This is a genomic window from Nocardia sp. NPDC004260, from assembly GCF_053603155.1.
On the sequence record NZ_JBSGEZ010000005.1, the window covers coordinates 10,307 to 32,018 of the forward strand.

A 21,712-nucleotide genomic window follows, 5' to 3' on the forward strand; every position below is an offset into this window, starting at 1 on the left:
ATGTCGGATGATGGGTATGGCCTTCGGGTCTTGCTGACGCGGGCGCTCCGCCGGATTCAGGAGTTGGAGGCGCGGCCGCAGCGCGAGCCGATCGCCATCGTGGGAATCGGCTGTCGCTTTCCCGGCGGCGCGGAATCCCCGCAGCAGTACTGGGAACTGCTGTCCTCGGGCCGCGACGCGATCGTCGAGGCGCCGGAGAACCGTTGGGTGGTAACGGATTCGGCGCCTCGACGGGCGCGGCGGCGAGCCGGGCTGCTCGCCGGTCCGATCGATGCGATGGATGCGGAGTTCTTCGGGATCGCACCGCGCGAGGCGGCATCGATGGATCCGCAACAGCGGCTGGCGCTCGAAGTGGCTTGGGCGGCAATGGAAGACGCCGCCCTGGTGCCGGGCAGTCCGGCGGCTGCCCGCACGGGGGTGTTCCTCGGTGTCAGCTGGCAGGAATACCAGCGCACGATCACCCCGGACTGGGTGAGTTCGGTGGACGCGCACACGCTCACCGGGACGATGTCGAGCATCGTGGCCGGGCGGGTGTCCTACGTGCTCGGATTGCGTGGTCCCGCGGTGGCGATCGACACCGCTTGTTCGTCGTCGCTGGTGGCGGTGCATCAGGCGTGCCGCAGTCTGCGTACGGGGGAGTGCGACGTCGCGTTGGCGGGCGGCGTGAACCTGCTGCAATCCGAGTTGACTTCGGAGGCGCTGGCCCGTATGGGCGCGCTCTCTCCGGACGGGCGCTGTCGTCCCTTCGACGCGCGCGCGAACGGGTATGTGCGCGGCGAGGGCGCGGGTGTCGTTGTGCTGAAGACGCTTTCGCGGGCGCTCGACGATGGTGACGAGATCAGGGCGCTCGTCCGAGGCTCGAGCGTGAACCACGACGGTCGTTCCATGGGGCTGACCGCACCGAATCCGACGGCACAACGCGAGTTGCTGCTCGACGCGTTGACCGACGCCGGATGCGCCGCCGATCGGATCGGCTACGTCGAGACGCACGGCACGGGCACACCGCTGGGCGATCCGATCGAGATCGAGGCGTTGTCACAGGTTCTCGGCGCGCCACGTGCGGATGGGTCGGTGTGCCTGCTGGGTTCGGTGAAGTCGCGGATCGGGCACCTCGAGGCGGCCGCGGGCATCGCCGGGCTGATCAAGGTGGTGCTGCAGCTGCAGCACGAACGAATTCCGCGTCAGCACGATTTCGCCACCATAAACCCGAAGATCAGGCTCGACGGCACGGCGCTGGCGGTACCGACCGACGACGTCGCCTGGCCGCGGACGCAGCAGCCGCGATCGGCGGGGGTGAGTTCGTTCGGATTCGCGGGCACCAACGCACATGTGGTGCTGGAGCAGGCACCCGAGCCCCTGGCGCGTGCCGAGCCGAAAGAGCCTGCGCTGTTGGTCATTTCGGCGCGCTCCCGGTCGGCTCTCGATGCGCTGGCCCAACGCTATGCGGAGCAGTTGGACCGGCAGGAGATGCCGCTGGCCGACGTCGCCGCCACCGCGGCGCTGGGACGCACGCATTTCGCGTACCGGCGAGCGGTCGTGGCCAGGACAGCCGAGGAAGCGGCGCGCGAACTCGCGGCACCGTCAGATCGGTCCATCGACCCGGATCCGGGCAAGCCGCGGGTCGCGATGCTGTTCACCGGGCAGGGTGCGCAGTACGCCGGGATGGGCGCGGCGCTCGACCGCAGGTACCCGGCTTTCCGCACGGCGCTCGACCGGTGCGACGAGTTGTTGGGACCGCTTCGCGGCGGGCTGCGCCTGCGGTCGGTGCTGTTCGAGGCGGACGACGATGTGCTGGCCCGTACCGAGTACGCGCAACCGGCCTTGTTCGCGCTCGAATGGGCCTGCGCCGAGCTGTGGTCGGCGTTCGGCGTCCGCCCCGACGTGGTGTTGGGACACAGCCTCGGTGAACTGGTCGCGGCGACCGTCGCGGGCGTGTTCGACCTCGCCACCGGCTTGCGGCTGGCCGCCGAACGGGGCCGGTTGATGCAGGCCGTGACGCAGCACGGGGCGATGGCGGCGGTCTTCGCCGCGCCCGCGGAGTTCGAAACACTGTTGGACGAGCTCTCGGCGAGTGTGTCGGTCGCGGCGGTCAACAGCCCCGGGCAATTCGTCGTGTCGGGATCGGTGGACGGCGTGCAGCGGGTTGTGCGGGCTGCCGAGGAACGGTCGATCCGTGCCGTGCGGCTGCCCGGGACGGCGGCGTTCCACTCGCCCCTGCTGGATCCGATGCTCGACGACTTCGAAGCCAGCGTCGCCGAACTGGTTCCCGCCCCCCGAGCGGCGACGATTCCGCTGGTGTCGAACGTGACCGGCACTCGGATCGAGGATCTCATGGATGCGGCGTACTGGCGCGCGCACGCCCGTGGCACCGTTCGTTTCGCCGAGGGTGTGCGCTCGACCGCGGAGTGGGGCGTGGATGTCTACCTCGAGGTGGGACCGCATCCGGTGCTGTCGGAATTCGGGCGGCACACCGACCCCGACGCTGTGTGGCTACCGAGCATGCGCCGGACGTCCACCGATGACGAGGTGCTGCTGAACGGAGTCGGCGAGCTGTATCGCCTGGGCGCTGAAATCGACTGGAGCGCAGTGGTTCCGGTGGACGCGCGCAGGCGCAACGGCCTGCCCACCTACCCCTTCGAACGAGAGCGGGTCTTTGTGCCGATCGCGAGCCCGTCGCCGAGCACCGGATATCTCGCCGAGCATCGGTTCCGCGACCGCGCGGTGGTGCCCGCGGCGGAGCTCGCGTTGCGCGCGTTGCGTGCCGCTGGAGGCGCGAGCCACGAGCTGGTCGACTTCATCGCGGCGCGACGGGTGCCGCTGGAGGAGTTGTCCGAGCCGCTGGTCTCCGATGTGGGCGACCGCGCCGAGGTGCGGTTCCACGTCGACGAGGGCGCGGTCACCGCGGTGTCCGCTACGGTTCGATCCGCCACGAATCGACCCCGCGATTCCGACGAACTGTCCGCGGCGCGGCTCGCGCTGTCCACCGAAGAGAATGTCGCGGCTTTCTACCGGCGTTGCGCGGACGCGGGATTGACCTTCGGTCCGCGATTCCGCTGGATTACGCGGTTGCGGTCCGGAGAGGGCCGCATGCTCGCCGAACTGACGCGCCCGGCGGAACTCGCCGACGAACCCGACGCCTGGCTGCCCTGTCTGCTGGACGCCGCGATCCAGACCGGTCTGGCGTTGGTGTCCGCAGGCGGCGACGCGGCGCGACTGCCGGTGGGTATCGGCCGTCTGCGACTTTCCGGCCAGGATGCGGGGGCATCGGCGTGGGCGTTGGCCGAGCGCACCGGCCGCACGGTTCGTCTCACGGTTTTCGATACCGCCGGCGCGGTGGTCTGCGATATCGAAGACGTATGGTTCGCCGAGTCCGGCACTGCCGGGCAGCCGCAGGATCGGGATCGCATGTCCGGCTTCACCCACCGTCCGACGTGGGAGCGCGTCGTGGGGTCGCCGAGCGGACGGGCGCCCGGCGCCGCGTTGGTGGTCGGCGTCGGGCAGCAGGCGGACCGGCTCGCCGCCGCGCTGCGCGCCGCGGGTACCGATGCGGTGGCCGTGGAGCGTACGACCGATCCTGGCGTCTGGCCTGGCGACGACCGTGCGGTGATCCACCTCGCCGATGTCGACGCGGACGACAGCGCCGAATCGGCACGGGTGGAAACGCGATTCGCGCTCGCGGTGGTGCAACGGATGGCTCGGATGGTTTCCGACGCACCGTTGTACCTGGTGACGAGGGGGGCGACCGGAGCGCTCGCCGGGGAACCTGTGCGTCCGGCCGCCGCGACCCTGTGGGGACTGGGCGCGGTGGCGCGCACCGAGCTGCCCGAGTTGCAGTGCCGCCTGATCGACCTGCCCGCGGACGCGCGCTGCGACGACCACCGCTTGGTGGACGAAATTCGATCCGGCGCCATGGATTCCGCGATCGCGCTGCGCGGGCGTCACCGTTACACGACCCGGCTACAGCCCTCCGACGAACCGGGTGGGGCACCCGAGGTGAAGCGCGGCGGTGCGTATCTGATCACCGGCGGACGCGGCGCGCTGGGGTCGACTGCCGCGCGGACGCTCGCCAAGGCCGGTGCGGGCACGATCGTGCTGGCCGGGCGCAGCGGCCCGACCTCGCGAGACGAGCGGGAGATGGCGCGGATCGCGGCTTTGGGGGCGCGAGTCGAGACCGCGGTGGTCGATGTCGAAAACCGGGATGCGTTGTCCCGCCTGATCAGCCGCTTCGGTGTGGAGTTGCCGAGGCTGGCCGGGGTCGTGCACTGTGCGGGGGTTCTGGACGACGCCCTGTTGTTCGAGCAGACCGCCGGGCACATCGACCGGGTGTTCGCGGGAAAGGTCGCGGGCGCGTGGCACCTGCACGAGTTGACCGAGGGACAGCCGATCAATCTGTTCGTGCTGTTCTCCTCGGTCAGCGCCGTGGTGGGCACCGCAGGGCAGGGCAATTACGCCGCGGCGAACGCGTATCTCGATGCTCTCGCCCGCCTGCGGCTGGCTCGAGGGCTGCCTGCCCTGAGCATCGCGTGGGGGCCGTGGGCGGGCACCGGCATGGCCGAAGGGCTGAGCGACGCCGCCCGCCGCGCGTGGGCACGTCACGGTGTCGGCGAACTGGCCGCCGAAGACGGTGTCCGAGCGCTGCGCTCGCTGCTGTCGGCGGAGGGAGTTGTCTCGGTCTTTCCCGCCGTCACAGAGGTTTCGGCGGAGCCGGAACCGATCGCCGCGGTCGAGGCCCAGGATTCGCGCGATCCGGCGGAACTGCGGGAACTGGTGCGCACCCACGCCATGACGGCACTCGGCCGCACGACAGCCGTTTCCGACCGCACGCCGCTGCGAGAACTCGGGCTCGATTCGATGATGGCGGTCGAGCTGCGCAACGCGCTTTCCGCGGATCTGGGAATGCGACTTCCGGCGACGCTGCTGTTCGATCATCCGACGGTCGCCGCGGTGTCGGAGGAGATCGCCCGGCTCGGCGTCACGTCCACCCCCGGCCACACGGCAGAGCAGCAGGCCGAACAACGACCGACCACGCGCATCTCCGAGCAGCTCACACCCCCGGTATACCCAACGAAACTTCCGGTTACACCTAGTACACCGAACGTGTCTCACCTCACATCCCGGGAATCCGTCACTGCCCCGGATGATTACGCCGATGCGATCGCGATCGTCGGCATCGGCTGCCGTTATCCCGGCGGCGTGCGCGGACCCGCCGATCTGTGGCGCCTGCTGACCACCGAAACCGACGCGGTGACCGAGGTACCCGCGCACCGTTGGGACGTGGACGCCGTCTTCGATCCGGACCCGGATGCCGACGGCAAGACCTACACCCGCTGGGGCGGTTTCGTCGATGGTGTCGAGGATTTCGATGCCGGATTCTTCGACATCTCCGTCGGTGAGGCGCGGATGCTGGATCCGCAGCAGCGGTTGCTGCTCGAAACGGCGTGGGAGGCGCTCGAACACGCCGGTTATCCGGCGAGCCGCGTGGACGGCAGCCGGACCGGCGTCTTCGTAGGTGTGATGTCCAATGACTACGCCGAGCGGATGGCGCGCGCCGACCTCGCGCCCGATGCCTGGTTCGGCACCGGAAACCTCTCCAGCGTCGCCTCCGGCCGGCTGTCGTATTTCCTCGGCGCGGAGGGGCCGAGCCTCACCATCGATACCGCGTGCTCCTCGTCGCTGGTGACCGTGCACACGGCGGTGCGCAGTCTGCGCAGCGGCGAATGTGATCTGGCGCTGGCGGGCGGCGCCACCGTGGTGCTGACGCCTTCGCTCGATATCTATTTCGCGCGGGCGCGCGGCCTGGCCGCCGATGGCCGGTGCAAGAGCTTCGACGCCCGCGCCGACGGCGTGGTCTGGAGTGACGGCGCGGGAATGCTCGTGCTCAAGCGGCTGGCGGACGCGCGGCGGGACGGCGATCGGGTGCTGGGGCTGGTGCGCGGCTCCGCGGTCAATTCCGATGGCCGCAGCCAGGGATTGAGCGCGCCCAACGGTCCGGCGCAGGAGCGGGTCATCCGCGCGGCGCTGGCGGACGCGGCCGTCGAGGCGGGAGACATCGATTATGTCGAGACGCACGGCACCGGCACGGCACTCGGTGATCCGATCGAAGTGAACGCCCTGGCCGCAGCACTAGGGGAGGGTCGCACCGAAACCACGCCGCTGTGGATCGGGTCGGTGAAGTCGAATCTCGGGCACACCCAGGCGGCGGCGGGCATCGCGAACATCATCAAGGTGATCGAGGCGATGCGCCACGAGCGTATTCCCGCCTCGCTGCATTTCCGTTCGGGCAATCCGCATATCGACTGGGATGCGGTCGCTATCCGGGTGGTCGCCGAGGAGCGGCCGTGGCGGCGTTCGCGGCGGCCGCGGCGGGCGGGGGTGAGCGCCTTCGGGATCAGCGGGACGAACGCGCACGTGGTGATCGAAGAACCGCCGCAGTTCGCGGAGGCCGATGCCCCCGACGAGGCCGGGCCTCATTTGCTGGTCCTGTCGGCGAAAAGCGCCGATGCCCTGCGCGAACTGGCGGCTCGCTACCTGGATCTCCTCGTCGCCCACCCCGAGATCGCATTGGTGGATCTGTGTGCGCGCGCCGCGCTGGGCCGAACACACTTCGGTGAGCGCGTGGCGATCGGTTTCGACACTGCCGCGCAGCTTCGTGCCGCGCTCGAGAACGTCGCCTCCGGGGTCACCGTGAGCGGGTCGGTCGCCGAGGTGTCGAGCGGGTCGCTCGAACTGGCTCGACGGTATGTCGATTGCGCCGAGATCGATTGGGGTGCTGTCTATTCCGGTCACCATTGGCGACATGTCGATGTCCCGACCTACCCGTTCCAGCGCAAACGGCATTGGCTCGAGCTGACACCGCGCCGGGAGGACTCGAGTTCGTCACGCACCCTGCGGCTCACCCCGGAGATGTTCGCAGGGCATCGGCTGCGTGGTCTGCCGACAGTGCCCGCGGCGTGGCTGAGCGCTCAGCTGAACGAGATCGCCATTCGACTACCCGGGGCATGGGAAGTCGCGAAGTTGCGGCTGATCACGCCGCTGGAGGTCACCGCCGAAGCGGTGGTGCGGGTCGTGGTCGAACCCGGCCCGGACGGCCACGATGTGCGCTTCGTTGGCTCCGACGACGCCCGAGAGGGTTATGCGCAAGCGACACTCACTGCGGCGCAGTCTCATTCGGCGGACCCGTATGAGGCCGGTTCCGCTGTTTCCGATGCGCGCATCTGGCCCACTTACTACGACACTCTCGCCCGGCTGGGCCTGGACCTGGGCCCCGACTACCGCTGCGCCGTGGAGTTCCGGCGGATCAGCGACACCGAGGCCGAGACGGCGTTCCGGTTGCCCGGTGACGGCACGGCGCTCGATCCGATCCTGCTCGATGCCTGTCTGCACAGCATCGTGGTGACAGCTACCGGCGGCCAGGAGTTGTTCTTGCCGTCGGAGATCGATCGTGTCCGATTCTTCGGCAACCCGACGGCCGGAGATGCGACCGTGCGGTGCCGGGTACGGGTGACCGAACGAGGGAGGCGGATCATCGTCGGTGACGCCACCCTGTACTCGGAGTCCGGGCGACCGCTCGCCAGCGTTCATGGTGTGAGCCTCCTGGCCGCGAAGTTCGATTCCTTGCCGAAATCGGTTGCATCGGAGTCGGACTCGACAAGACTCGCACGTCTGCTGCATCACGTGGAATGGGTTCCTGTCGAGGGCGGCGTGCGCCAGGAACCTGCGGGTCGCTGGCTGATCTTCGGTGACGGGGCGGTCGGGGACGCCGTCGCCGCCGGATTGAGCGCGCGGGGCGCTGAGATCGTGGTCGTTCGTCCCGAGGACGGGCCCGCAGCGTCTTCCGAGGCCGCGAATTCGTTTCACGGCATAGTCTTCGCGTGGACGGCGGCTCCTGCCCGGGTTCGTATCGAAGCCGCCCTGCGGTTGACGCGCGCTCTGGACTCGGCAGTGCACCGGCCCGCCGCGCTCTGGTTGCTGACCGTGAACGCCCAGCGCGTCGACCCGGCAGACCGGCCGGACCCCGATCAAGCTCTGCTGTGGGGTTTCGGACGCACGCTGGCCACCGAGCACCCCGAGTTCGGGTGTCGATTGCTGGACCTGCCCCCGGAAACCGTCGTGGACAGCGCCCCGATCGTCGATGGTTTGCTCAGCGGCCGCGCCGCAGGCGAATTCGCCCTCCGCGACGGCCGTTGGCTGACCGCGCGCGTCACTGAAGGCCTCGCGTCCACCGACTACCGGTTGGTCGCGCACCGTTCCGGCGAGTTCGAACGGATGCGGTTGGAGCCCGGTATCCGACGCGCACCGGCAGCCGGGGAAGTCGAGATCGTCGTCGCCGCCACCGGCCTCAACACCCACGACCTCTGGGTGGCCTCGGGCATCCATCCGGATGGGGCGGGACCGCTGGGTTCCGAGTGCGCGGGCCGGATCACCGCGATCGGTGCCGGGGTAGAGCAATTCGCGGTCGGTGACCGCGTCGTCGCCTTGGCGGCCGACAGTTTCGCCCGCCACGTGACGGTGGACCAGGCCATGGTGGCCCGGCTGCCGGACGACCTGCCCTTCCCCGACGGCGCGACCGTGCCGTATGCCTTCACCACCGCCTGGCACGCGCTGTTCGACCTCGGCGGTCTGCGCGCAGGGGACCGGGTGCTCGTCCACGGCCCCGCCGACGGCATCGGCATGGCCGCGGTCCAGCTCGCCGCGCACGCCGGAGCGCAGGTGTGCGCGACCGCCGCCCTGTGTCGCTGGGCCCGTAACGCGGGTCTGCCCGTCACACAGATCCATACCTGGCGCAGCCACGAGTTGGGTGAACGGGTTCGGGCGGCGACCGCCGGGCACGGACTGGACGTCGTCGTGCACACCGCGGGGGACGGCTTCCCCGCACACGCATCCGAAATACTGCATGTGGGAGGGCGATTCGTCGAGATCGTCGACCCGGTGCAGACCGGAACGGTGCATCGGCATACGGATGTCGACCACCGGACCTTCGATCCGGCGACTATCGACCCGCGGCGACTGGGCGCTGCCTTGCGCAGTGTGCTGGCGCTGTTCGAGCAGCGCGCTTTGACCTCGCTGCCGCACGCGGCCTACGGAATCGATCGTGCCGCCGAGGCGTTCCGCGCCATGTCGCAACGAGATCATCCCGGTCGCGTCGTCCTGCTCGGCAAAGACGTCCCGGTCGCCGCGCGCGGCGACCGGTTGCCCGATGGCACCTATCTTGTGACGGGAGGGTTCGGCGGCCTCGGCGCCGAGGCCGCGCGCTGGCTGGCCGACCGTGGAGCACGGCATTTGGTGCTGGTAGGCAGACGCGCGCCGGATCCGGCAGGGGAACGGCTGCTGGAATCGCTGCGCGCCACCGGCGCTCGAGTGACGGCGCGGCAGGCGGATGTCGGCGACCGCGCGGCCGTCGCGGGACTGCTGCACGGCATTTCGGAATCCGGATTCCCGCCACTGCGCGGCGTGGTCCACTGCGCGGGAGTGCTCGACGACGGCGTGATCAGCGAGCAGGCTTGGTCGCGGTTCGAGACTGTGCTCGGACCCAAATACCATGCGGCGCGCCACCTCGATGAGCTCACCCGCGATCAACCGATCGAACTCTTCATCACCTACTCCTCCGTTGCGGGCGTACTCGGCACCCCTGGCCAGGCGAATTACGCCGCGGCCAACGCGGCATTGGATGCGCTGGCCTGGCGGCGGCGTGCCGAGGGACTGCCCGCGCTGAGCATCGGGTGGGGACCGTTCGCCGATGTGGGCATGGCCGCCGATCGGCCCGACGTCACAGCACGTCTCGTGCGGCGCGGGCTGCCTCCGCTGTCCGCGGGCGACGCGGCCGCGGCGCTGGAGCACCTCGTCCGGCACGACAGTGCTGCCCCTGGCGTCTTCGAATTCGTGCCCGAGCGGTGGTATGCGCAGCGCGTGCCGCAGATCGCGCCGGCCGTACCGCCGACGATTCCACCGGAGACCACGGGGATACCGCGAACGCAGTCGGCGTCCGACGATCTGGCTCCGTGGGAGGCGCTCGTCCAGCGCGTCGCGATGCGAGTACTCGATCGCGCGGGCGAACTCGATCCTGATCTGCCACTGCACGACACGGGCGTCGACTCCCTGACCGGAATGGAACTGCGGGCCGCGCTCGCCGTCGAGGTCGGAATGCCCCTGCCCGCCGGGCTCGTCTTCGACTATCCGACCGTGCGTGAGATGGCGCGGTTCCTGCACCGCAAGGGCGCAGCCGCTCCGGCCGGAGGCGCGAACGTGATCGCCGCGGACGTGCCCTCGTACGCGGGCGATTTGCCTCTGGCCGGGGCTGACGATTTGTCCCCCGCCGGGGCTGAGGTGCCCCGGGTCGTCGCCGACGTGCCTCTGGTCGCGGCTGACGTGCTCTTGCCTGGGACTGACGCGCCCGCTGTCGCGGCCGACGTGTCCGCGGTGCCCGCTGACATGCCCTTGGTCGCGGCTGACGTGCCCCCGATCGCTGACGAGGTGAACCCGGTCGCACCCACGCCGCGGTACCCGATCGCAGCTCCACCAGAACAGTCTGCGAGACAGGATGTTTCGACGGGAATCGGCTTCGAGAGCGACCGGCCCGACGACGACCCGATCGTCATCGTCGGCATGAGCTGTCGTTTCCCCGGCGGGGTGCGCACACCGGAGGACTTCTGGGACCTGCTGTGGCACGGACGCGACGCGATCACCGAGGTACCACCGCAGCGCTGGGACATCGACGCCTACTACGACCCCGACCCGGCGTCCCTGGGCACGATGTACACCCGCTGGGGCGGTTTCGTCGACGACGCCGACGAGTTCGACCCCGCGTTCTTCGGTATCGGCGCGGCGGAGGCACGCGCGATGGACCCGCAGCAACGCCTGCTCCTCGAAACCACGTGGGAGGCGCTGGAGCGCTCCGGCCGTGCACCCGGCGCGCTGGCGGGCAGCCGCACCGGCGTGTTCGTCGGACTGTGCTTCAGCGAGTATCCGGCGACGCCGACCCGAGCCGACCATCCGACCGCGATCGGCGCCTACTCGGTGATCGGTTCGGCGCCGAGCGTCGCGGCCGGGCGCTTGGCCTACGTTCTCGGGCTGCAAGGCCCGGCGATGACGCTGGACACGGCATGCTCCTCGTCGCTGGTGGCGCTGCAAGCAGCCGAAGACGGGCTGCGAGCGGGCCGTTGCGATCTGGCACTGGTGGGCGGGGTGAACCTCCAGCTGGCTCCCGAGACCACCATCGGTTTCTGCCGTCTGGCCTCGCTGTCGCCCGAAGGGCGCTCGCGAGCGTTCGACGCCGACGCCAACGGCTACGTCCGCGCCGACGGCTGCGGCGTGCTGGTGCTGACCCGGCTGTCGCAGGCCCGGCGCAACGGCGATCGGGTGCTGGCGATCGTGCGCGGCGTCGCGGTGAATCACGATGGACGGTCCAACGGTCTCACCGCACCCAACGGCCCGGCTCAGCAGCGCGTCATCACCGACGCGCTGGAACGGGCGGGCCTGCGGCCGGACACGGTGGACTACGTCGAGACACACGGCACCGGCACCCCGCTCGGTGACCCGATCGAGGCCACCGCGCTGGCCGAGGTGTACGGATCGGGCCGCACGCAGCCTCTGCTCATCGGGTCGGTGAAAACCAATATCGGGCACACCGAGGCGGCGGCAGGTGTCGCGGGCGTCATCAAAGCCGTGCTCATGTTGCAGCACCGCCGGATCCCGCCCAGCTTGCACTTCCACACTCCGAACCCGCTGATCGACTGGGCCGGGCTGCCGTTGGAAGTGGTGCGCGAGGCGCGGGACTGGCCGCGCACCGGGCACGAACCGGCGATCGGGGTCAGCTCTTTCGGGATGAGCGGCACCAATGCGCACGTCATCCTGGCGCAGGGTGATCCGGTACCCGCGCCGCGACCGGAGTCGCCGACCGCGCAGGTGCTCGTCCTGTCCGCACGCGACGAGACCGCCCTCGCCGACAGCGCGCGGCGCTGGGCAGACCGAATCGACTCGGCGCAGGCGACACTCGGCGATCTGGCCTACACCGCCGCGACCGCGCGGACACACTTCGAAGAACGGCTCGCGGTGGTCGCCGACACCAGCACCGCCGCGGCGCGAGACCTGCGTGCGCCGATTCCGATCCGTGGTCGGGTGGAGCGAACCGCGCGCACGAAGGTGGCACTGCTGTTCACCGGGCAGGGATCGCAGTACCCGGGCATGGCACGCGAGTTGTTCGACTCAGAACCGGTCTTCCGTGACGCGCTGCGGCACTGTGACGCGGTGCTGGGTCCGATCGCGAACGGTATCGGGCTGATCGAGTCCGTCTACGGCGAGCACGGTCCGGAGCTGTTGCGTCGCACGGTGTTCACCCAACCGGCGTTGTTCGCCGTCGAGTGGGCGCTGTGGGAGCTGTGGCGGGCGTGGGGGATCGCCCCGGCGGCGGTGCTCGGGCACAGCGTCGGGGAATACGCCGCGGCCTGCGCCGCCGGCGCGATGAGCGTGGAGGACGCCCTGCGGCTAGTCGCCGTGCGCGGTCGCCTGATGCAGCGCCTGCCGGACGGAGGCGCGATGGTGGCCGTCGACGCCCCCGCCGAGCAGATCTCGCCGCTTGTCGCACGGTATGCGCCCGCGGTGTCGATCGCGGGATACAACGGACCGGCTCAGGTGGTGGTCGCCGGACCGCGAGCCGCACTCGATCCGCTGCGCGAGCAGTTGTCGGCCGACGGTATACGCTCCGCCGATCTCACCGTCTCGCACGCCTTCCACTCCGCGGCGATGGACCCGATTCTCGACGACCTCGCCGCGGCGGCGTCCCGGGCGAGGATGTCCGATCCCGCGATTCCGCTGATCTCCAACCTCACCGGTGCGGTGCTGCGCCCGGGCGAACTCGACCCGCGGTACTGGGCGCGGCATGCGCGTCAGCCGGTGCGGTTCGCACAGGGCTTGCGTGCGCTGGCTGAGCTGGGGATCGACGAGTTCCTCGAAATCGGGCCGCATCCGACGTTGTCCGCGCTCGGCGGGCGCGTGCTGGGTGACTCGGCGCGGTTCGTCGCGTCGCTGCGTCGCGGCCGTGGCGATCGCGAGACGATGATGACGGCGCTGGGACGCCTGTATGTCGGGGGCGTGACGGTGGACTGGGAGCAGGTGCACCGTCCGCACGATCGTCGGCGCGTGCTCGCCCCGACGTATCCCTTTCAGCGGCAACGGTATTGGGTCGAGTCCCCGTTCCGCGCCGCTGTGGCGGCACCGAGCAGCGCCGGCGACGGGCACCCGCCGATCCCCGTGCAGTCCGGCAGCACCCTGCCGGAGTTCGGTACCGCATCGGCACCCGCCGTGGGCCATTCGTCGCGTCCGGTCGGCGCAGGGCACTCGTTGGTTTTGGGGCATCCACATGCCGAGCTATCGGATCGCGGCGTCACGACCCAGCCGGCTCGCGGCGACCAGACGGTCCCCGGACCGGGCGTCGCAGCCGAGCCGAACCCACTGACGCACCTCGGGGCCGTGCCTGCGCCGGTCGACCTGAATGCCGTCCCTAAGGCGGGTCTTCGGGCGCGACGAGAGATGGCTGTGGCTGCGGTCCGGCAGGCAGAGCATTCGATATCTAGCAGCACCGCAACGCATTTCGATCTGATGCTCGGGCCGGATTCTCCGCCATATCTGGCCGACCATGTCGTGGATCGGACGGTCGTCGTGCCGGGCGCCTGGTTCGTCGCCACCATCGCCGACATCGCGCGCGGACTCGTCGCCGGTGACGTCGTCGCGATCGATGACCTGGTGATCACCAGCGGGCTCGCGCTGACCGGCCCGCAACAGGTACGATTCGTCTTCGACCCGACCGCCGACGGATTCGCGGTGCACGTGCAGACGGAAAGCTCGGGCACACACGCCCGCGCCCATGTCCGCACCGGAACGCACCGGATCCCGGACGCTGCCTCTCTCGGGGAGATTCTCGGCGCCTGCCCGGAACACCTGGCCGCAGCGGAGTTCTACCAACGGCTGACCCGCGCGGGCCTGCCTTACGGACCGGCGTTCCGCCGTGTCGTCGGCCTGCGCCTTGGTCGGCGCGAAGCCTTGGCCACCTTGTCGGATTTCGATACCGATACCAGCCCCGGGACGGTGCACCCGGTTCTGCTGGACGCGGCGTTCCAAGCCACCTATGCGGCGATGTCGCCGCGGGCCGACGAGCAGACGTGGGTGCCGTTCGCGGTGGACCAGGTACTCGTCTCCGCCGCGGCGGGCACCGTTCGATTCGGCCATGTGCGCGTCCTCGAGCAGACGCCGCAGTTGTGTGTCGCCGATGTTCGACTGCTCGATGAGGAGGGCTCTCCGGTGCTGGTCGCGAACGGATTGCGCGTGATGCCCACGCCGAACTCGGCCGGGCAGGCGTCCGCCCCGGCGTCCCACGATCGGTCGGTCGCGGACACCTACCGTATCGACTGGCGGGAGACCGGCCCGGCGGCACCGGGCTCCGCGGCCGGGCGCTGGCTCGTCATCGGTGCGCCCGGAGGCTTCGCCGACGATGTCGCGGACGACTTGCGTGCGCGTGGCGGGGAGTGTGTAGTCGCCCGGCCCGGTGACGGGTTCAGGTTCCGTGGGGAAGACGAGTTCGAGATCGACCTCGGCGTGCCCGCGGCCGTGCGGGCGTTGCTCGGGGCGGTGGACGACGGCCGCACACCGCTGCGCGGGATCGTCTCCGCGGTCGCGCTGTCGGACGAGGACGCGCCCGCACCGGTGGCCGCGGAACGTCTGGTGGTGGGTGCGCTGCATCTCGTGCAGGCCGCGGCGCTGGCCGGAGAACCGGCGGTGTGGCTGCTCACCCGTCACGGCCAGCGAGTGGAGCCGTCCGATCGAGTGGCGCCGCAGCAGTCGGCGCTCTGGGGATTCGCCCGCAGCGCGCAGCTCGAATACCGCGAAATGGGCTGCCACGTGGTCGATCTCGATAATGACGCGGACGTTCGTTCCGTGGTCGACACGTTCGTGACAGCCTCGTCGCCGCGGCAGCTTGCGTTGCGCCGAGGGCGTCGCCGGGTGCCGCGGCTCGTGCCGTTGACAGTGCCCAGCGCGCCGACGGCCGCCTCCGGCGCGGGCGGGACGGTGCTGATCACCGGTGGTCTCGGTGGGGTCGGTGTGCGGCTGGCTCGCTGGTTCGTCGACCGCGGCTGGCCGGACGTGGTGCTCGCCGGAAGGTCCGCACCCGATGCTCGAGCGGAGTCCGTCATCGCCGAATTGCGGGCGCGTGGCGCCCGGATCGAGGTGCGGTCGCTCGACGCCGCCGACCGCACGGCCGTGGCGGCCACACTGACTTGGCTCGACCGCGAGCTGCCGCCGCTGGCGGGCGTTGTGCATCTGGCCGGAGTGCTCGATGACGGCGTGATCGCCGAGCAGACGGCCACACGGGTCGGGCGAGTGCTCGCACCGAAGACGTTCGGGGCATGGCACCTGCACGAACTGACCGAGGGCCGGTCCTTGCGCTTCTTCTTGCTGTTCTCCTCGGCCGCGGCGGTGGTCGGTCTGCCCGGTCAGACCGGCTACGCCGCCGCCAACGCCTTCCTCGACGGCCTGGCCGAGTCGCGCGGCGCGGCGGGCTCGCCCGCGCTGTCGATCGCGTGGGGCCCGTGGGCGGACACGGGAATGGTCGAGCGGCTCAGCAGTAGCGCGGTGCAACGGCTGGCCCGCCGTGGTTACGGCCTGCTGCGGCCGGACCGGGCTTTCGACACGCTCGCCGAACTGCTCGGTTCCGCGGCTCCGGCGGTCACCACTATGCCGTTGACGATGTCGGGTGTGACCACCGCCGACGTGCCGGACGTACTGCTGGACTTCGTCGCTCCAATCGAAAACGCTTCTACGACAACCGATTCGGTCGCCGACCTGTCCGCGAGGATGGAGGCGCTTGTGCGGCGCTGTCTCGGGTTGTCGCCCGGCGATGATCTCGATCGACCGCTGCACGAACTCGGGCTGGACTCGGTCGCGGCCCTCGAGATCCGTGACGAACTGTCGCGCTCCAGCGGTCACCGCCTGCCCGCCACCCTGGCTTTCGAGTATCCCACCCCGCGCGCGGTGGTCGGCCTGCTGGTGCGGCTGGGCTCCGCGGAAGCGCCGTCCGTGCCGCCGTCGATCGATAGCAATGGCGATTCCTCCGATCGGACGGCGGCACGGACGCCCGCTCCCGGGCTGAAGCCGGAAATGGCCGTGGACGTCACCGTGCCCATGTCGAACGGCGTCGCGACCGTGCCGCCGCGGGCAACGGATACTGCTCCGCGCAATCACCGGACCGGCACGAACGACGCGGCGGCTGCTGCCGACCACTCGGCCGCGCGCGACCGGCGGCCCGTGACCGCGCGCGCATCGGCTGACCCGTCCGCGCCGACCGCGCCCAGCGTCGGTGAGGAGGAGGCCCGACATGCGTCGGCCGAGTCGTTCGCATCGCGCGAGACGCCGACCGCGGCCGCCATCTCGAACACTGATCGTCACATCGGCGCGGAGGGGGATATCGCGATCGTGGGGGTGAGCGGCCGCTACCCGGGCGCGGACGGGCTCGACGAGTATTGGCGTGTGCTGGTCGAGGGACGCGACTGCGTCACCGAGATCCCTTCGGACCGATGGGACCACAGCCGCTATTTCGTTCCCGACCGCCACAACCCCTTCACCTCTTACACCAAGTGGGGCGGGTTCCTCGACGACGTCGACTGCTTCGATCCGCTGTTCTTCGCCATCTCTCCGCGGGAGGCGGAGATCCTGGACCCGCAAGAGCGGCTGTTCCTGCAAACCGCCTGGGCCGCATTGGAAGACGCCGGACACTCCCGGGCCGACCTCGCTCGCGGCGGCCTGCGTCCGGAGCAGGCCGGTGTGTTCGTCGGTGTCATGTGGGGCACCTATCAGATGTTCGGGGCCGAGGAGTCCCGGCTCGGGCGCGGCACGCTGCCCGGGTCGACGTTCTGGAGCATCCCGAATCGTGTCTCGCACGCCCTGGACTTCCAAGGGCCGAGCATGGCGGTGGACACGGCGTGCTCGTCATCGCTCACCGCACTGCACCTGGCCTGCCAGAGCATCCGGACCGGCGAATGCAGGCTGGCGCTGGTCGGCGGCGTCAATCTGTCACTGCACCCGTACAAATTCGTCGCGCTCAGCCAGGGGCAGTTCGCCTCCACCGACGGCCGCTGCCGTTCCTTCGGCGCAGGCGGCGACGGGTATGTGGCCAGTGAGGGTGTGGGGGCGCTGGTGCTGCGGCCGCTGGCCGACGCCGAAGCCGACGGCGACACCATCTACGGCGTCATCAAGGGCACCGCGATCAACCACGGCGGCCGGGTCAACGGGTTCACGGTGCCCAATCCCGACGTGCAGGCGGCGGTGATCCGCTCGGCGCTGCGCAGCGGTGGCGTGGACCCGGCGTCGGTCTCCTACGTCGAAGCGCACGGCACCGGCACGGCGCTGGGCGACCCGATCGAAATCGCCGGTCTGGCAAAGGTGTTCGGCACGTCCGGCGTGACCGAGCTGCCGATCGGTTCGGTGAAGTCCAATGTCGGCCACCTAGAGGCCGCGGCCGGTGTCGCGGCGCTGACGAAGGTGCTCCTACAGTTGCGCCACCGGACCATCGTGCCGTCACTGCACGCCACGCCGCCCAACCCGAACATCGACTTCGCGGCCACACCGTTCCGAATTCCGTCCCGGCCGCTGCCATGGCCCGGCGGAGATCCGGCGCGGCCGCGCCGGGCGACGGTGAGTTCGTTCGGAGCAGGCGGGGCCAACGCGAACGTGGTGATCGAGGAGTACGTGGATCGCAGGCCGCAGACGCGGTTCAGCGGCGGTCAGGTCGTCCCGGTCTCCGCGCGCGACGACGAGCGGCTCACGGAGTACGTCACCGCGCTGGACGGTTTCCTCGCCGGGCAGCAGCCGAACCTCGCCGATCTGGCCTTCACCATGCAGGTGGGTCGGCAGTCGGGCAGCGCGCGCGCCGCGTTCGTCGCGCGCGACATCGGCCAGTTGCGCGCCGCGGTCCGCGCCTGGGTCGACGACGTGCCCGGCGCCAGGTCCTGCCGGGACGCGGCGGAGGATTCCCGGATCGCGCGTTGGCTCGGCGGTAAGGACATCGATTGGGCCACCGTCCGTGATCCGGGACCGCGACGCCGTATTCCCGCGCCCACGTACCCGTTCGCCCGTGAGCGGTACTGGATTCCGGACGTCGCGTCCAGCGTGGAACCGGGTGCCGGGCACAGTGACCGGTCCGCATTGACGCCGGACAACACCTCGCTGCCACAGCCCACGTCGACTTCGGGACCTGTCCCGGTCGCGCAACCTGCGCTGAATGGGCAGGCCCCGCTCCCACCGGGATCACCGCAACCCGTATCAGCACAATGGCTCGCACTCGAGCCGCTGCCGGAGTCCGCGTCGGCCACACCCGCGCCGACCCGCCGGGCAGCAGCGCAACGCTTGCTGATTCCGATCTGGCGAGAAGCTGCGCTGCCCGGCGGTGACCTGCGTTCCCGCCGCGCCCTGCTCGTATACGACGCGCGAACCCCGCACGACCTGGTGGAGGCGCTGACCGCCGCCACCGGTGATCCGGGCCGCCTCGTGCGGCTTTCCGGACTACCGGGCGACCTGCACCGTGACGACTTCGGCGCGGGCGCTGCGCTCGGCCGGGCGCTCGCAGCCCGATACCCGGACACCGACTGCGTCCTCGATGTGTGCGACCTCGTACCCGCGGCGACCGGACGACCCACCGGCGACCTCGGCCGAATGGGGTTCTATCAAGGCGTGATCGAGGCGCGCGCCGGTTCGCTCGCGCTGCTGCACATCGCCGCCGGACACCCCGGCGCGGACGGCCCGGAGTCGGCGCCGCTGGGCGGCCTGGTCGCCGCGCTCGCCGAGGAGATCCGCGACGTGCGCACACGGAGCGTCCATATCGGTGACGAGCGCGACGCGGTGTGTGCCGATCCCGCGCGATTGCTGGCGATACTGGGCGCGGAGAGCGCGGCCACCGAGGACAGCGCGCCGCGGGTGCGGTATCGCGGTGGAATACGCGAAGCCGTCGAACTCACCGACGCGACGGCACGCGACGGTCTGAGGGTGGATCCCGCCCGCACCTATGTGGTGACCGGCGGCACGCGCGGGCTGGGTGCGGCGTTCGCGGCGGCGTTGGTCGAACGCGGAGCGCGCCGCTTGGCCGTCCTCGGCCGGGAACCGCTACCGCCGCAGGCGGAATGGGACCGGGTCGCTGCGGGAACCGGTCCCGAGGCGGAGAAGGTTCGGCGGCTGGTGCAGTTGCGTGATCGCGGCGTCGCCGTGCGCACCTACTTCGGCAGCCTCACGGATGAGCCGGGGTTGTCCGGCTTCTTCGACCGGGTGCGCAACGAGCTGGGCCCGATCGGCGGCGTGCTGCACTGCGCGGGAAGCGTATCCGCGGAGAGCCCGGCGTTCGTGCGCAAGACCGGTGACGCCGTCGCGACCGTGCTCGCGCCCAAACTGGCGGGCACCGCGGTCCTCGCCGACGTCCTGGCCGCCGACCGTCCCGACTTCTTCGTCTTGTTCTCCTCGGTGTCGGCCGTGCTGCCCGGCTTGTCGGTGGGGCTGTCGGACTACGCGATGGCCAACGCGCACCTCGACCGCTTCGCCGAGGCCCAGCACGCACTGGGACGACACTGGTTCCGGTCGATCAATTGGCCGTCGTTCCGTGACACCGGGTTCGGCGAGGTGACCAGCGCGGCCTACCGCGCCACCGGCCTGCCCACCCTCAGCGCCGCGGAAGGATTCGAACTACTCGACGCGGCACTGGGACTACCCGCCCCGGTGGTCTTGCCCTACCACGGTGCGGAACTTCATCTTTCGACACAGACGAATCGATCTACAGCAGAGGCGGCGCCCGCGCCGACCGGGCGGCCAAAGGCGGCGAACGGCTCCGCGGCGGCGTACCAGGAATTGCTGCGCATCTTCTCCGACGAACTGAAACTGGCCCCCGCCCGCTTCGAGGGCGACAAACGGTTCGAGGAATACGGCGCGGACTCGGTGCTGATCGCCTCGGCGGTGCGCCGGATCGAGCAGGTCGTCGACGCGCCCTTCGACCCGGCGCTGGTACTGGAGTTCCCGACCCTGGACGACTTGGCGGGTCTGTTGACCGAGCAGTTCCCGGAACGTTTCGCGCCCGAAGCGCCGCCGGATCCACCGGCCGATCCGCAGCGGCCACCGGCTGATCATCCACGCACACCCGACAGCGGGACACCCCGCCCCAGTGCGGCCACCTGGGCGGCCGACACCCGCCGTGGCCGGGCAGCCGAGCCCATCGCCGTGGTCGGCATCGGTTGCCGCCTTCCGGGCGGCGACACTCCGGACGCGTTCTGGCGCCTGCTCGCCACGGGCGCCTCCGGGATCCGGGAGGTGGACCCGGCTCGCTGGGATCCCGCCCGGTTCTACCGCCCGGGCGGCGGGCCCGGTCTGACCAACAGCAAATGGGGCGGGTTCGTCGACGGCATCGATCTGTTCGATCCGCAGTATTTCGGCGTCACCGACGAACTCGCCTGGCAGATGGACCCGTTGCAGCGGCTGCTGCTCGAGACGTCGGTGCTGGCCACCACCGACGCCGGATACCGGCGCGAAGAGTTGGCGGGCAAGCGAGTCGGCGTCTACGCCGGCAGCAGGGCGGCGAATTACTTCAACCGCATCCCGGTCGCCGACCGGCACACCATCATCGGCATCGGGCAGAACTTCATCGCCGCGCGCATCTCGGACTTCTTCGACTGGCACGCGGGCAATGTCGTGCTCGACAGCGCGTGCTCGTCGTCGTTGCTGTCGGTGCATCTGGCCTGCCAGGCGTTGCGGGCGGGCGAGGTCGACGCGGCGCTGGCCGGTGGGGTGGAAGTGCTGCTCGACGAGATGCTGTTCGTCACGTTGTCGGCGGCGGGTGTGCTCTCGCCGAACGGGCGGTGCGCGACGTTCTCCGAGGATGCCGACGGTTTCGTGCCGGGCGAGGGCGCGGCGCTGCTGATGCTCAAGCGGCTGGACGACGCGCTCGCCGACGGCGATCGGGTCTACGCGGTGCTGCGCGGCTCGGCGATCGGCAACGACGGGCACACGATGGGCATCACCACACCCAACATGCGGGCGCAGATCGAGGTGGTCACCGCGGCGCTCGAAGTGGCGGGGATGTCCCCGGACGCGCTGTCGTATCTGGAGGCGCACGGCACCGGCACCATGATCGGCGACCCCATCGAACTGAAGGGGTTGGCGACCGTGCTGGGCGACCGGTCGCGCGGCCCGGAGCCATGCGCGGTCGGCAGCGTGAAAACCAATATCGGGCACCTGCTGTCCGCGGCGGGCATCGCCGGGGCGGTCAAGACGATCCTGGCCGTGCACCACGCGGCGCTGCCGCCGTCGCTGCACTGCGACAACCTCAATCCGCGATTCCAGTTCGCCGGATCGCCGCTGCGGGTCAACCGGGAACTGCGCCCGTGGCGGCAGGCCGACGGCAGGCCCCGCGCGGCGGGCGTCAGCTCGTTCGGCTTCGGCGGCACCAATGCTCACCTCATCGTTGAGCAGGCGCCCGATGGGCACCGTCCGACACGCCACCCCCTGGATCCACCCGCCTTCCGCAAGAGGAGCTTCATGCTGCCGAAACGCAAGAGGAGCTTCATGCTTCCGAAAACGGTTCCCAGTACATCGACGGAGCCCGCGCCGCGGATCGTGGTGCCGATCAGCGCGCCCGCACCGTCGTTCCTCCAGGTGGAGCCGCTGCGATGAGCGGGATCGAATTGGACAGCTT

Annotated in this window: 1 protein-coding gene and 1 pseudogene (1 of these 2 only partly in view); both read left to right on the forward strand. The window is 70.3% G+C overall.

The features are described from left to right. Window positions 1-21,690: an SDR family NAD(P)-dependent oxidoreductase gene (locus tag ACWEO7_RS05065; protein WP_452420899.1), complete on the forward strand. Its 21,690-nt coding sequence runs from the start codon at window positions 1-3 to the stop codon at window positions 21,688-21,690. After that, a pseudogene (locus ACWEO7_RS05070) lies at window positions 21,687-21,712 on the forward strand (SDR family NAD(P)-dependent oxidoreductase) (its annotated part continues 9,775 nt past the right edge of the window); the annotation flags it as partial. The gene ACWEO7_RS05065 and the pseudogene ACWEO7_RS05070, both read left to right, overlap by 4 nt.

Excerpts from the sequence above, each read along its gene's own strand:
- ACWEO7_RS05065 (WP_452420899.1), top strand. The coding sequence starts at position 1 with ATGTCGGATGATGGGTATGGCCTTCGGGTCTTGCTGACGCGGGCGCTC.